Below are 14,176 nucleotides of genomic sequence, written 5' to 3'. Positions count from 1 at the left end.
CGCCCCGCCGCCCCCCCCCCCCCCGCGCCCCCACCCCCCCCCCCCCCCCCCCCGCCCCCCCCCCCCCCCCCCCCCCCCCCCCCCCCACCGGAAGGGGTGAATGCACGTAACTTTCCCACCCCGATCGCGTTCTGTCGCGGTACGCGGCGGAACGGTCACGGAGCGTCAGGCGGCGGCCAGCTCCTGGCGCCGTTCCCTGCGCTCCGCCGCGAGGACCGGGTCGAGGGAGGGGACGGCGGCGAGCAGTTGGCGGGTGTACGGGTCCTGCGGCGCCCCGTACACCTCCCCGACCGTGCCCTGCTCGACGATCCGGCCCCCGCGCATGACGGCGACCCGGTCGCTGACCTGCCGGACGACGGCGAGGTCGTGCGCGATGAAGACGAGCCCGAGGCCGAGTTCGGCCTGGAGCTCGGCGAGCAGCGCGGTGACCTGGGCCTGGGTGGTGACGTCGAGCGCGGAGACGGGCTCGTCGCAGACGATCAGCCGGGGTTCGGCGGCGAGCGCGCGGGCGATGCCGACGCGCTGGCGCTGGCCGCCGCTGAACTCGTGCGGATAGGCCTCGTACCGGTCGGGGTCGAGCCCCACCCGGTCGAGCAGTTCCCGCACGCGCCCCCGTATCCGGGTCTCGTCCCGCTCCCCCGCCACGCGCAGCGGGTCCGCGATCGACTCGCCGACGGAGCGGCGCGGGTTGAGGGAGGAGACCGGGTCCTGGAAGACCATCTGGAGCTCGCGGCGGTACGGGCGCAGCTGCCGCTCGGGCAGGGCGCCGATCTCCGTGTCCCCGTAGCGGAGTTCGCCGCCGGTGGGGTCGAGGAGCCGGACGAGCATCCGGCCGAGGGTGGTCTTGCCGCTGCCGGACTCCCCGACGACGCCGAGGGTCTCGCCGGCGCGGACGGTGAGGGAGACCCCGTCGACGGCGGTCACCCTGCCCTTGCCCCGTCCGAACTCCCGCCGCAGGTCCACCGCTTCGAGCAGGGTCTCCCCCTCCCCCTTCGCCGAGGGGGTCCGGGCCGGTCCGTCGAGCCGGGGCACGGCCGAGAGCAGCGTGCGCGTGTACGGCTCCGAGGGCGCGCCGAGCACCCCGGCGACGGGTCCGCGCTCGACCTCGCGCCCGTCGCGCATGACGAGCACCTCGTCGACGCTCTCGGCGGCCACGCCGACGTCGTGGGTGACGAGGAGCAGCGCGGTGCCGGTCTCGCGCCGCAGTTCGTGCAGCAGGTCGAGGATCTGGGCCTGCACGGTGACGTCGAGGGCGGTGGTGGGTTCGTCGGCGACGAGGAGCTTCGGCTCGCAGGCGAGGGCCATGGCGATGAGGGCGCGCTGCCTCATGCCGCCGCTGAACTCGTGGGGGCGGGAGCGGGAGCGGCGGGCCGCGTCGGGGATGCCGACCCGGTCGAGGACCTCGACGGCGCGGGCCCGGGCGGCCTTTCCGGAGCCGGGCCGGTGGATCCGGTACACCTCCGCGATCTGGTCCCCCACGGAGTAGTACGGATCCAGCGCGGACAACGGGTCCTGGAAGACCATGGCGGCGACCCCGCCGCGCAGCCGCCGCAGCTCGGCGGGGCCGGCGGCGGCGACGTCGATGCCGCCGACCCGCACGGTGCCGCCGACCCGCGCGCCGGTGCCCCGGTGGAGGCCGAGGAGGGAGCCGGCGACGGTGGACTTGCCGCTGCCGGACTCGCCGACGAGGGCGAGCGCGCGGCCCTCGCCGAGGGTGAAGGAGAGGCCGTCGACGGCCCGGGTGCCGCCGTCGAACTCGACGGTCAGGTCGCTGACTTCCACCAGCGGGGGCGCGGTCACGTCAGGACCACCCTTCGGTCGGCGGCCGCGTACAGCAGGTCCGCGAGGACGTTGGCGAGGACGACGGTCGCGCCCATCACCAGGACGACGCCGACCACCACGGGCAGGTCGATCGTGCGGACCCCGTCGAGGAGGGTCTTGCCGAGCCCGGGGATGCCGAAGAGGGACTCGGTGAGCACGGCCCCGCCGAACATCGAGCCGAGGTCGACGGCGCTGACCGCGATGACCGGCGGGACGGCGCCGCGCAGCGCGTGGCGGGCGACGACGGACCGCTCCCCCACCCCGTAGGCGCGGAAGGTCCGGATGTGGTCCTCGGCGAGCGTCTCCAGGGTGGAACTCCTGGTCAGCCTGGCGTACTTGGCGGACTCGAAGAAGCCGAGGGTGAGCCAGGGCAGCAGCATGTTCCAGGCCCACTGCTCGGGGTCCTCGCCGAACGGCACGTACGAGGGGAAGGGCAGCCACTGGAGGTAGGCGCAGACGGCCATGAGGAGCAGCAGCCCGAGGATGAAGACGGGCGTGCCGGTCCCGGCGAGGGTGAGCACGGTGAGGGCGCGCTCGGTAAAGCCGCCCCGGCGGAGCGCCGAGAGGAGTCCGGTGCCGACGCCGACGAGGAGCCAGACGACCATGGCCCCGAGGGCGAGGGACGCGGTGGCCGGGAGGCGCTCCAGGATCAGCCGGGTGACCTGCTGGTCGTTCTGGTACGAGAGGCCGAGGCAGGGCGCGTCACAGTGGACGACGGCGGTGCCGGTGGAGTAGTCGCGGCCGGTGAGGACGCCCTGGAGGAAGTGCAGGTACTGGCTGAACACGCTGCTGTTCAGGCCGAGTTGCTCGCGCACCTGGGCGATCTGCAGGGGGTTGCAGCGCTCGCCGCAGGCCAGCCGGGCGGGGTCGCCGGGCGCCAGGTAGAAGAGGGCGTACACGAGGACCGAGAGCGTCAGCAGGACGAGCGCGGCACCCGCGAGCCGCTTGAGGGCGAAGCGGGTCATCGGTCGGTCTCCTTACGGGTGCCCACGCGCAGCCGGCTCGCCTCGCGGGGGTCGAGGGCCGTGCGGACGGCGTCGCCGAGGACGGTGAAGGCGAGCACGGTGGTGAAGAGCAGTCCGGCGGGGAGCAGGACGTACGCGGGGTCGGCCCGGAACCAGGTCTGGGCCGTCGACAGCATCTGTCCCCAGGAGGGGGTGGGCGGGGTGACGCCCACCCCGAGGAAGGAGAGGGAGGCCTCGACGACGATGTTGGTGGGGAAGGAGATCGCCGCGTAGGTGATGACGGGCGCGGCGAGCGAGGGCAGCAGTTCCCTGCGGGCGGTCCGCCACCGCCCGGAGCCGGTGAGCCGGGAGGCGGCGACGAAGTCGAGGCTCCTGAGGGTGAGGGTCTGGGCGCGCACGATCCGGGAGACGTAGGACCAGCCGAGCAGCCCGATGACGAGGACGAGGAGCAGCGGCCGGGGGAAGTCGCGCGGGACGACCGCGGTCAGGGCGAGGGCGAGGATCAGCATCGGCAGGGCGACGAGCACGTCGGTGAGGCGGCTGAGGAGCCCGTCGAGCCACCGGCTGCCGAGCCCGGCGGCGAGGCCGACGAGGACGCCGATGAGGATCTGGACGGCGGTGGCGCCGACGGCGACGAGGAGCGAGATCCGGGCGCCGTACAGGAGCCGGACGAACAGGTCGCGGCCGGTGCCGGGTTCGATGCCGAGCCAGTGGTCGGCGCTCGCCCCGCCGAAGGAGCCGTACGGGACGCCGCCGCGGGCCGAGTCGACGAGGTCGTCGTGGTACGTGTGCGGGTCCTGGCCCGTCAGGGCGGCGAGCAGCGGCGCGGCGAGGGCGAGGAGGACGAGCAGGAGGAGGACGGCGGCGGAGACGAGGGCGGCCGGGCGGGTGCGCAGCCGTCGCCACACCTGCCGGGCGGCGCCCGTGGCGGGAGGTCCCGCCACGGGCGCCGGCGCGTCGGTCACCGTGGTCACTTGACCGCGACCTGCGAGATGTCGAGGACGCCGGTCCAGTCGCTGATGACGACGTTCTTGACGTCCTTGCCGACGAGCCGCTTGTAGACCGGGTGGAAGAGCGGCACGTCGAGGGCCTGCTCGCCGATCTTCTTGTCGAGGGCGCCCCAGCGGGCGGCGGCGGCCTTGAGGTCGGTCAGCTTGTTGATCTCGTCGATCTCCTTGTTGACCGCCGGGTCGTTCAGCTGGGCGTGGTTGTAGTTGGAGCCGTTGGTGACGATCTGGCGGCCGTCGAAGATCGGCGCGAGGAACGGGCCGCCGGCCGGCCAGTCGGCGCCCCAGCGGGAGAGGAAGAAGCCGGGGGCGTCCTTGACGCTCCAGCGCTTCTCGTTGAAGGAGTTGGGCTCCTGTCCGTCGAGCTTGACGGTGATGCCGGCCTTGCCGAGGGCCTCCTGGACGGCGGTCGCGACCTCGGGGCTGGTGAGCCGGTTCTGGGCGGTGGAGTGGAGCAGGGTGACGGTCAGGCCGTCGGGGTACCCGGCCTCCTTCAGGAGCTGCCTGGCCTTGGCCGGGTCGCCGGTCCTCCCGGCGGGGAAGTGGTCGTACGGGGTGTGACCGAAGGCCTTCTGCTCGGGCAGGAAGGTGGTGGTGGCCTCGGCGAGCGCGGAGCCGCCGGCCGCGTTGACGACGCTGGTGCGGTTGATCGCGTACGAGATCGCCTGGCGGACCTTCGGGTTGTCGAAGGGCTTCACCTTCGGGTTGAAGGCGAGGTAGGCGGTGAAGCCGAAGTGGCCGGTGCCGACGCGGGCGGCGAGCGCCTTGTCGGATCCGATCTGGGCGAGTTCGGCGGGGCCGAGGTTGGTGTCGGTGGTGACGGCGGAGGCGTCGGCGCCGGAGGAGGTGGCGAGGCGCTGGTTGATGACGGCCTCGTCGAGACCGGACCTGACGTCGATCCTGTCGGGGTAGGCCTTGCGCTCCTCGTCGGTCTTCGGGTCCCAGTGCTCGTTGCGCTCCAGGACGAGGTGCTCGCCGTCGTTCTCGTTCTCGACGACCTTGTACGGGCCGGAGGAGACGGGGTGCTCCTCGTACTTCGCGCCGGTGTCCTTGGCCTTGGGGACGGGGGCGAACTGCGTCTGCGTGGCGACGAAGGGGAACTCGCCCTCGGGCTTCTTCAGCTTGAAGACGATGGTCCGCGCGTCGGGGGTGACGATCGACGCCAGGCCCTTGCCGCCCTTGTACGGACCTTCGTACGCGTCGCCGCCGACGAGCCAGTCGCGCAGGTAGGGCGCGCCGCCGGAGAGCTCGGCCGCGAAGGAGCGCTCGATGCCGTACTTGATGTCGGCACTGGTGATGGGCGTGCCGTCCTCGAACTTCAGGCCCTCCTTCAGCGTGTACGTCCACTCCGTGGCGTCCTTGTTGGGGCGGCCGGTGTCGGTGGCGAGGTCGGGGACGACCTGGGTGCCGGCGGCGCCCGCCTCGCGGTTGCGGGTGGTGAGCGTGCGGAAGACGAGGGAGGGGACGTTGCCGCCGCCGGAGGTGTAGAGGCGGGCCGGGTCGAAGTCGCTCTGGGCCTCGCTGTTGAGGACGGTGAGCGTGCCGCCCTTCTGCGGGGCGCCCGCGGCCTTGCCGGAGGTACCGCCCTTGGCGCCGGCGTCCTCGGGGCCGCAGGCGGCGGCGCCCGAGGCCAGGACGACACTGACGGCGGCCGCTGCCACGCGGCGCGGGATGACGGACGAATGACGCATCGGAAGGGAACCTCTCGGGGTGACTGCGGAAAGGAGAAAGGGAATTCCGCAGGCACGGAGAAAGGACCCGGAAAAGGGAGACGGCGCCTGCGGGAACGAAGTACCCGGGCGCGGCGAGAAAAACGGGAAGCCGACGAGCGCTCGGGCTGCGTCAGCTACAGAGAATGTCGGCGACCGTGTGTCCGGTCACGCCGAAGAGCGCCAGCTCGAGAGCGGCGCTGCCGGAAAAGGCGTGACGGTGCGACATGCCGAGAAATATGGACGAACGCGTGAGCGATGTCAACGCGCATGCGCGCCATCCCGAGACGGTCGTCTCGGGATGCGGACGGCCCTCGGCGGGGCGGGACGTCAACTCGCCGGATACACCCAGGGGTTGGGGCGGCACCTGATGCCGTCGATGTCCAGGGACTTCGTCTGCTGCTGCATCACGGGGGCGAGCGCGCCCGGCGTGCGGCAGCTGACGTGCCCGTGCCCGAGGCGGTGTCCGACCTCGTGGTTGATGAGCATCTGGCGATAGGCGTGCATCGCCTTCGGACCGAAGGTGTCCGACCCCTTCGCCCAGCGGAACGCGTTGATCATCACGCGCTGGGTCGAGGCCGAGTCGCAGGAGACGTTGTCGACGGTGGTGTCGAGCCCGGACTTCGCGCACCAGGCGCCGGTGGTCCCCGGACTGGCGAGCGTGATCACGAACAACGGCTCGCCGCTGGAGATCCGCTCGAAGGTCATCTCGCCCCGGCCGGACCAACTGCGCCTGTCGTTGAGGGTCTTCTGCACGGCGTCGGCGAACAGCTTCCCGTCGAGGCCGATCCCCTTCTCGACGTCGACCCGGTAGCGGATCAGCTTCCCCTTGCCGGGCGCCTTCGCCAGGCCCGGCACGGTCTCGAACTCCCCGGAGCCCCTCAGCTTCGGATCGATCGGGAACTGGCGGGTCATCAGCTGCTCGTACGTCGGCGGGGTGGCGGCGGGCGCCGGCTTCGCCGGGACGGGCCGGTCGTCGGAGCGGGAGGCGGAGCCGTCCGTGGGCCGCTCGCTCGGCCGCCCGGCGGCATGGGCGGCGGACGGCGACTCGCCCCTGCCCGTGACCTGGCCGGCGACGACGACGGCGAGGACGGTGGCGACGGCGGCGGCCGCGATCCCGGTGAAGGTGCGGCCGAGCCCGCCCCGGGAGGCCGGGGCCTCCGGCTCCGGGCTCTCGTCGGCGCCCTCCCGGCGCGGCTCGGGAACGAACGGCACCTCGGCACCGTCCCGTTCGGGCGCGGCGGTCCGGGCGGCGCCACGGGGGCCGTAGGACGCGGGGCGCGGGGCGGAGGTCTCGTCGTGCTGCGGATGACCGCCCCGCACGGCCGCCCCGCGGGCGGGGACACCGCGCGCCGGGGCGCCGGAGTAGACGGGGGTCCCATGAGCGGGCGTGGCATGCCGGGGCCCCCCGTGCCCGGCGCCACCACCCTGCGCGGGGGCGCCGTACTGGGGAGTGCCGTGCGCGGGAGTGCCGTGACGGGGGGCACCTTGCGCCGGAGCCCCCTGGCGCGGTCCCCCCTGCCCCGGATCCCGGTACTGCGGAGTCCCCTGCGCCGGCGTGCCGTACATCGGCGTGCCGTGCGCCGGGGTCCCGTACCCCTGCGTCGTGGCGTCCTGGCCGGGGACGCCCGTCGTCCTGCGGCGGCGTCCCGTGCCAGGCGGCGGGCCCGCCGGGGACACCCCCGCCCCCGCCCCCGCTCCCGCCTGCTGCCCGGTGTCGGCCACCGAGGGCGCGGAGCCCTTGCGACTATGTCGTCCCACGCCCCGGATCAGCTCCCGCCGTCATCGGCGATCAGGTCCCGGACGGCCCGCGCGACCGCTTCCGGGTACTCCATCATCGCCACGTGCCCCGCCTCGGGGAGGGTCAGCAGGCGCGAGCCGCGGAAGGCGGCGGCCGCCTTCCGGGCCATCCGGTACGAGACGAGCCGGTCGCGCCTGCCGTAGACCAGCAGCGTCGGGGCCAGGACCCGCTCCGCCTGCCGCCACAGCCCGTGCTGCCCGCCCAGGGTGTACGCGTCGACGATGCCGCGCGAGGAGCGCGCCATGACGTCCCAGAAGTAGGGGAGCTCCAGGCGGCGCTCCATCTCCTCCACGGCGTGCCGGAGACCCTCGTCGGTGACCAGTCCGGGGTCCCCGTAACAGAGCGCGAGGACGCCCTTGACCCGCTGCTCGGCCGTCCAGTCCTTGGTGAGCTTCGCGAAGAACGAGGCGACGCCGGGCACCGCGAGCAGCGCGGTGGGCCAGGCGGTGCGCTGGGCGCGCAGCTCGGGCAGGGCCGGGGAGACGAGGGTGAGGGTGCGGACCAGGTCGGGCCGGACGGCGGCGACGCGGGTGGCGACGGCGCCGCCCAGCGAGTTGCCGAGGAGGTGGACGGGGCCGCGTCCGCCGGCGTCGAGGAGCCGGATGACGGCGCGGGCGTGTCCGGTGACCGAGTAGTTGCCGTCGTCGGGCGGCGGGGAGTCGCCGAAGCCGGGCAGGTCGACCGCCTCGCCGTCGACGTGGTCCGCGAGCAGCGGCATGAGGGCGGACCAGTTCTGCGAGGAGCCGCCGAGCCCGTGGACGTACAGCGCGGGCGGCAGACCGGGCCGGTTCCCCGGCCGGGCGCGCACGGTGAGGGTGAGCCCGGGGAGCGCCACGGAGCGGAGCTCCTCGCCTTCGGCGACCCGTACGGCGCGGACCCGCGACGCGGATGAGGCGGCGGCGGTCCGGGTTTCCGGCAGCTCGGTCGAGGACATGGCCGCAATATTACGAGACGATCACGCGCGGTCGCGTGTGGGTGGGGTCACAGGTGCGTGTGCGGCGGGGCGCGTTCGCTCCTAGGCTCGGAGTGAGGGCCATCGGGAGCACCGCGACCCGCACCCGGAAGGAGCCGCATGACTGTCGATCCCAACGAGCCGGACACATTCACCGAGGAAGAGGTCGTCGTGCTGGACGAGGAAATCCCGGAGGCCGACGCGGCCGAGCAGCACACCGAACTGCAGCAGCGCGAGGACGAACGGCCCACCCATCTCGAGCGCGACTCGGCGAACGAGGCCGACGCGTCCGAACAGGCGCGTGTCGTCGCCCTCGACGAGGACGACTACCGCTGAGCACTCGGGTCCCGCTGATTTGTTCGGTTTAATCTTGAATCGGCTGTCGACCTGGGCGTCCGGTCCGTGAAATTCTGCGTTCGCACCGCGCACGGCCGGGTTACCCAAAAGTACGATGGCGGCGCGGCGCGACAGCGCACATGGATCGATTTTTGGGAGGCCGCGTGAGCGCCATCGAGCAGACAGAGGCAGCACGCCCCCGGGGCACGCGCCTGCCGCGACGTGCCCGACGGAACCAGCTGCTCGGCGCGGCCCAGGAGGTCTTCGTCGCCCAGGGGTACCACTCCGCCGCCATGGACGACATCGCCGAGCGGGCCGGCGTCAGCAAGCCGGTGCTGTACCAGCACTTCCCCGGGAAGCTGGAGCTGTACCTCGCCCTGCTCGACCAGCACTGCGAGGCCCTCCTGCAGGCCGTGCGCACGGCCCTGGCCTCCACCACGGACAACAAGCTCCGGGTCGCGGCGACGATGGACGCGTACTTCGCGTACGTGGAGGACGAGGGCGGCGCGTTCCGGCTCGTCTTCGAGTCCGACCTGACGAACGAGCCGGCCGTGCGCGAGCGCGTCGACCGGGTCAGCCTGCAGTGCGCGGAGGCCATCTCCGACGTGATCGCCGAGGACACCGGCCTGTCGAAGGACGAGTCGATGCTGCTCGCCGTCGGCCTCGGCGGGGTCTCCCAGGTGGTGGCCCGCTACTGGCTGTCCAGCGAGTCGAGCATCCCCCGCGACAAGGCGGTCGGCCTGCTCACCTCGCTCGCCTGGCGCGGCATCGCGGGCTTCCCGCTGCACCCGGTGGACGGTCAGCTGAGCGCCGAGGGCCACTGACCCGCCCGCGCGCGCCGCTCCCCCGAGCTCTCGGCTTCGCCCCAGCAGGGGGACCCCCTCGGAGCCTGTTCGCTCCTGGCGTGGGGCGGCTGACCCGTACGGGTCCCCTCACCGGGCTAATGTGTGCAGCGTACGGCGCGGGTATTCGCGCAACGCTGACCGTTCGGAGGGACATAGCCGTGGAGGTCAAGATCGGCGTGCAGCACGCACCCCGGGAGATCGTTCTGGAGAGCGGGCAGTCCGCCGAGGAGGTCGAGCGCGCGGTGGCCGACGCGCTGGCCGGCAAGGCGCAGCTGCTCAGCCTCTCGGACGAGAAGGGCCGCAAGGTCCTCGTTCCCGCCGAGAAGATCGCGTACGTGGAGCTCGGCGAGCCCACCGTGCGCCGTGTGGGCTTCGGCGCGCTCTGAGCCCCGGATCCGACGGGAAAGGCCCGGTGGACCTCTTCGGTCCGCCGGGCCTTTCGTCTGTCCGTACTCCCGTACTCCGGTACTTCCGTATTCCCACGTCAGGGGGTACGGGAGGATTGCGTCTCGGACGCCCGGGGTAGGACGCCTGTGACCGCACCACCCGCCCCGCACCCCTCGCGAGGTGATCCGCAGTGTTCCTGGAAGCCCTCGGCTCCGCCCTGCTCGGTTTCGCCCTGGCCTGGGTCGCCGCGCAGCGACTGTCCGACCGCCTCCCCGTCCGCGCGCTCGTCCTCGTCACCGGGGCGCTCGGCGGTGTCTTCGGCGCACTCGTGACCCATGGGGCGCTGGGCCCCGGCCACTTCCTCGCCACCCTGATCGGCGCGGTCGCGGTGGCGGCGGTGCTGCTGTCGCTGCTGATCCGCCCGGCCTCCCGCAGACTGCGCCGATCAGCCACCGTCTGACCGGCGCACCGCCCGGGTGTCTCAGGCCGCGAGGCCCAGCGCGGCCATGCGCTTGGTGTGCGCCTCGGTGATCCGGGAGAACATCCGGCCCACCTCCGCGAGGTCGAAGCCGTCCGCCACGCCGCCGACCAGCATCGTCGAGAGCGCGTCGCGCTCGGCCACCACGCGCTGGGCCTGGGAGAGCGCCTCACCCATCAGCCGGCGCGCCCAGAGCGCGAGCCGGCCGCCGACGCGCGGATCGGCGTCGATCGCCGCGCGGACCTTCTCCACCGCGAAGTTGCCGTGGCCCGTGTCGTCGAGCACCGCGAGGACGAGGCCACGCGTGTCGGAGTCGAGGCGGGCCGCGACCTCCCGGTAGAAGTCGCTGGCGATCGAGTCGCCCACGTACGCCTTGACCAGGCCCTCCAGCCAGTCCGAGGGCGCGGTCAGGCGGTGGAAGTCGTCGAGCGCCTTCGCGAAGGGCTCCATGGCCGAGGTCGGCTCGGCGTCGACGGCGGCGAGGCGGTCCCGCAGCCGCTCGAAGTGCTGGAACTCGGCCGAGGCCATCTTCGCCAGCTCCGCCTTGTCCGCGAGGGTCGGCGCCAGCTTGGCGTCCTCGGCGAGCCGCTCGAAGGCCGCGAGCTCTCCGTAGGCGAGGGCGCCGAGGAGGTCGATCACGGCGGCGCGGTACTGCGGCTCGGCGGAAGCCTCCGCCCAGTCCTTGGCGGCGATCCCGGTGGGTGTGGCGTTGTCAGGCGTCTCCATGCAGCGCACAATAGCCCGCTCGCGGGGCCCGGGAAGGCCCTGGTCAGTCAGTGTGACCGTGCCCTCATCGCGATTTCTCCCAACACACATGCGCGAATCCGGGGTACAGTGGTAAGGCGCCTGCTGAGTATGCGGACATGCTTTCGCACGTTCGGACGTATTCGGTGGGCCGACTCATGAATGAGGATGCCCGGTCGGTGGCCCGATCGGCTCCGGCCCGACAGCCCTTCCGGCGGACCCGCGGAAGGGTCACCCTCAGCGGTACGACGCTCGAGCGACGGCAGTGGTCCCGCGCCACCCGGCGGTGATCTCTTTTGATCCCCCCGGAGGATCCCGGCACGGTACGACCCCCTTCGTTCGCCTCGCACCGCGTCTCACAGAAGAGGCAGCACCCTGACTACGACTTTCCGAGAACTCGGAATCCTCCCCGAGACGGCCGAGGCCCTGGAGGCCGTCGGCATCGTCACCCCCTTCCCCATCCAGGAGATGACCCTTCCGGTCGCCCTCACCGGCACCGACGTCATCGGCCAGGCGAAGACCGGCACGGGCAAGACCCTCGGTTTCGGCCTCCCCATCCTGGAGCGCGTCACCGTCCCCACGGACGTCGAGGCCGGCCGGGCGAAGCCCGAGCAGCTGACCGACGCCCCGCAGGCGCTCGTCGTCGTCCCCACCCGCGAGCTGTGCCAGCAGGTCACCAACGACCTGCTCACCGCCGGCAAGGTGCGCAACGTCCGCGTGCTCGCCATCTACGGCGGCCGGGCGTACGAGCCGCAGGTCGAGGCGTTGCAGAAGGGCGTCGACGTCGTCGTCGGCACCCCCGGCCGCCTGCTCGACCTCGCCGGCCAGCGCAAGCTCGACCTCTCGCACGTGAAGGTCCTCGTCCTCGACGAGGCCGACGAGATGCTCGACCTGGGCTTCCTGCCCGACGTCGAGAAGATCATGAACATGCTTCCGGCCAAGCGCCAGACGATGCTGTTCTCGGCGACCATGCCGGGCGCGGTCATCGGCCTGGCCCGCCGTTACATGTCGCAGCCGACGCACATCCGCGCCACCTCGCCCGACGGCGAGGGCGTGACCGTCGCCAACATCAAGCAGCACGTCTACCGCGCGCACAACATGGACAAGCCGGAGATGGTCTCCCGCATCCTGCAGGCCAGGGGCCGCGGGCTCGCGATGATCTTCTGCCGCACGAAGCGCACGGCGGCCGACATCGCCGAGCAGCTGGAGCGGCGCGGCTTCGCCTCCGGCGCCGTCCACGGCGACCTCGGCCAGGGCGCCCGCGAGCAGGCGCTGCGCGCCTTCCGCAACGGCAAGGTCGACGTGCTCGTCTGCACCGACGTCGCCGCCCGCGGCATCGACGTCGAGGGCGTCACGCACGTCATCAACTACCAGTCCCCCGAGGACGAGAAGACCTTCCTCCACCGCGTGGGCCGCACCGGCCGCGCCGGTGCCAAGGGCACCGCGGTGACGCTGGTCGACTGGGACGACATCCCGCGCTGGCAGCTCATCAACAAGGCGCTCGGCCTGGACTTCCACGACCCGGTCGAGACGTACTCCTCGTCCCCGCACCTCTTCGAGGACCTGGACATCCCGGCGGGCACCAAGGGCATCCTGCCCCGCGCCGAGCGGACCCGCGCGGGTCTGGGCGCGGAGGAGCTGGAGGACCTGGGCGAGCCCGGCGGTCGCCGCGGCCGCGGCCCGAAGGCCGCCGAGCGGACCGAGGAGCCCCCGGCCCGTACGCGGACCCCGCGCCAGCGTCGCCGCACCCGCGGCGGCAGCGAGTCCGGTGACGCCCCGGCGGCGGCTCCGGCCGTCGAGTCCGTGGCGGACGAGGCCCGCGCCGAGGCCGGACCGCGCACCCCGCGCCGCCGTCGTCGCACCCGTGCGGCCTCCGGGGGCGTGCCGGTCGCGGGCCAGGCGGTCACGACGGCTCCGGCCGCCGAGCCGCAGGCCGTCGAGGCCCCGGCCGCCGTCGAGGCGCCCGTCGCCGAGGCCCCGGCCGCCGCCGAGGCTCCCGCGAAGGCCCAGGCCGCCGAGGCGCCCGTCGTCGAGGCCGCTCCGGTCGTCGAGGAGCCGAAGGCCCCCCGTCGCCGTACCCGTGCCCCCCGTCCGGAGGCCGTGACGGCCGCTCCGGTCGACCGGGCCCCCGTGGCCGCGGAGCCGGCTCCGGCCCCGCGCCGCCGCCGTGCCCGGGTGGCGCGTCCGGCCGAGGAGACCGTGTCGTTCCAGACGCCCGAGACCGCCGCGATCGCCCTGATGGCCCAGCGGTCCGCCGAGGCGCCCGTCGCCGAGGCAGCTCCGGTCGTCGAGGAGCCGAAGGCCGAGGAGCCGAAGAAGGCCCCTCGCCGCCGCACGGTCAAGAAGGCCGTCGCGGAGCCGGTGGCCGCTCCGGTCGCCGAGCCCGTCGCCGCCCCGGTGGCCGAGCCCGTCGCCGAGGCCCCGGTCGTCGAGGCCCCGGTCGTCGAGGTTCCCGGGCCGCGCCGCCGCCGTACCGCCCGTCGGCCCGCCGGTTCGCCGGTGACCGCCGAGGCGCCGGTGGTCGTGGTCCCGGCCGCCGAGCCCGTCGCCGCCCCGGTCGCGGAGGAGCCCGCGCCGCGCCGTCGCCGTGCGGCCCGCCGGCCCGCCGGGTCCCCGGTCTCCGGGGCGCCCGCCGAGGTCATCGTCGTCGCTTCGTCGACCGCCCCGGTCGCCGTCGCCGAGCCCGTCATGGCGGAGGCCCCCCAGCAGGAGGCTCCGAAGCAGGAGGCTCCCCAGCAGGAGGCCCCGAAGCAGGAGGAGGCGAAGGAGGCCGCCCCGAAGAAGGCCGCCCCGCGCCGCCGCACCACGAAGAAGGCCGTGGCCGAGCCGGTCGCCGAGGCCGTCGAGGCCCCGCCGGCCGAGGAGGCCCCCAAGGCCCCCCGTCGCCGCACGGCCAAGAAGGCGGTCGTGGCCGAGGCTCCCGAGGCCTCCGCGCCGAAGACCGAGCCGAAGGCCCCGGCCCGGCGCCGTACGGTCAAGAAGGCGGCGGCCGTCGAGGAGACGGTGACCGAGGAGGCCCCGAAGAAGGCCGCCCCGCGCCGCCGCACCACGAAGAAGGCCGTGGCCCAGCCCGAGGGCTGACCCGTCACCGGTCCCGAGCGGCCCGTCCCCCACCGGGGACGGGCCGCTCG

The 14,176-nt window shown here is 73.7% G+C and carries 12 protein-coding genes; 5 read left to right on the top strand and 7 right to left on the bottom strand.

The features are described 5' to 3' along the window. Positions 1-165: 165 nt before the first annotated feature. From ACIGW4_RS17615 to ACIGW4_RS17590, 6 genes are all read right to left on the bottom strand, one after another. Positions 166-1,800, bottom strand: a complete 1,635-nt coding sequence (locus ACIGW4_RS17615; protein ID WP_399581369.1) for an ABC transporter ATP-binding protein — start codon at positions 1,798-1,800, stop codon at positions 166-168. Beyond that, on the bottom strand, positions 1,797-2,786 hold the full coding sequence (locus ACIGW4_RS17610) for an ABC transporter permease (protein ID WP_399581367.1): 990 nt from the start codon (positions 2,784-2,786) through the stop codon (positions 1,797-1,799). Before ACIGW4_RS17610 ends, ACIGW4_RS17615 begins: the two co-directional genes overlap by 4 nt. After that, positions 2,783-3,760 carry an ABC transporter permease gene (locus tag ACIGW4_RS17605; protein ID WP_398707345.1) on the bottom strand — a complete coding sequence of 326 codons (978 nt, stop codon included), beginning with the start codon at positions 3,758-3,760 and terminating at the stop codon, positions 2,783-2,785. The genes ACIGW4_RS17610 and ACIGW4_RS17605 overlap by 4 nt, the downstream gene beginning before the upstream one ends. Then, a complete protein-coding gene (locus ACIGW4_RS17600; RefSeq protein WP_398707344.1) occupies positions 3,757-5,484 on the bottom strand; it encodes an ABC transporter substrate-binding protein in 1,728 nt (575 codons plus the stop codon). Before ACIGW4_RS17600 ends, ACIGW4_RS17605 begins: the two co-directional genes overlap by 4 nt. Before the next feature lie 348 nt (positions 5,485-5,832). After that, positions 5,833-6,717 (bottom strand): DUF3152 domain-containing protein, encoded by an 885-nt coding sequence (locus tag ACIGW4_RS17595; protein WP_399581364.1) that lies wholly within the window; start codon positions 6,715-6,717, stop codon positions 5,833-5,835. Positions 6,718-7,271: 554 nt separating this feature from the next. After that, entirely contained in the window at positions 7,272-8,237 is a 966-nt protein-coding gene (locus tag ACIGW4_RS17590) for an alpha/beta fold hydrolase (RefSeq protein ID WP_123455287.1), read from the bottom strand. Between the two features lie 138 nt (positions 8,238-8,375). Here ACIGW4_RS17590 and ACIGW4_RS17585 point away from each other — a divergent pair, with 138 nt between their 5' ends. From ACIGW4_RS17585 to ACIGW4_RS17570, 4 genes are all read left to right on the top strand, one after another. After that, positions 8,376-8,591 carry a hypothetical protein gene (locus ACIGW4_RS17585; RefSeq protein WP_123455286.1) on the top strand — a complete coding sequence of 72 codons (216 nt, stop codon included), beginning with the start codon at positions 8,376-8,378 and terminating at the stop codon, positions 8,589-8,591. 164 nt (positions 8,592-8,755) lie between these two features. After that, positions 8,756-9,415, top strand: a complete 660-nt coding sequence (locus ACIGW4_RS17580) for a TetR/AcrR family transcriptional regulator (protein ID WP_123455285.1) — start codon at positions 8,756-8,758, stop codon at positions 9,413-9,415. A 179-nt stretch (positions 9,416-9,594) separates the two neighbouring features. Next, positions 9,595-9,822, top strand: coding sequence for a DUF3107 domain-containing protein (locus tag ACIGW4_RS17575; RefSeq protein ID WP_073809026.1), 228 nt, complete (start codon positions 9,595-9,597; stop codon positions 9,820-9,822). 191 nt (positions 9,823-10,013) lie between these two features. Continuing rightward, a complete protein-coding gene (locus ACIGW4_RS17570; RefSeq protein WP_123455284.1) occupies positions 10,014-10,283 on the top strand; it encodes a hypothetical protein in 270 nt (89 codons plus the stop codon). Positions 10,284-10,304: 21 nt separating this feature from the next. On the opposite strand, the gene ACIGW4_RS17565 is transcribed toward ACIGW4_RS17570, so the two are convergent. Next, positions 10,305-11,027, bottom strand: a complete 723-nt coding sequence (locus ACIGW4_RS17565; protein ID WP_030688588.1) for a ferritin-like fold-containing protein — start codon at positions 11,025-11,027, stop codon at positions 10,305-10,307. Positions 11,028-11,513: 486 nt separating this feature from the next. Here ACIGW4_RS17565 and ACIGW4_RS17560 point away from each other — a divergent pair, with 486 nt between their 5' ends. Beyond that, complete coding sequence (locus tag ACIGW4_RS17560) at positions 11,514-14,126, top strand: DEAD/DEAH box helicase (protein ID WP_399581361.1); 2,613 nt, start codon at positions 11,514-11,516, stop codon at positions 14,124-14,126. Positions 14,127-14,176: the final 50 nt, after the last annotated feature.

Source organism: Streptomyces sp. NPDC053513 (assembly GCF_044544765.1).
GTDB classification, from domain to species: domain Bacteria; phylum Actinomycetota; class Actinomycetes; order Streptomycetales; family Streptomycetaceae; genus Streptomyces; species Streptomyces litmocidini.
The sequence above is the reverse complement of the archived record's forward strand: the minus strand, read 5'-3'. Positions and strand labels throughout refer to the sequence as shown.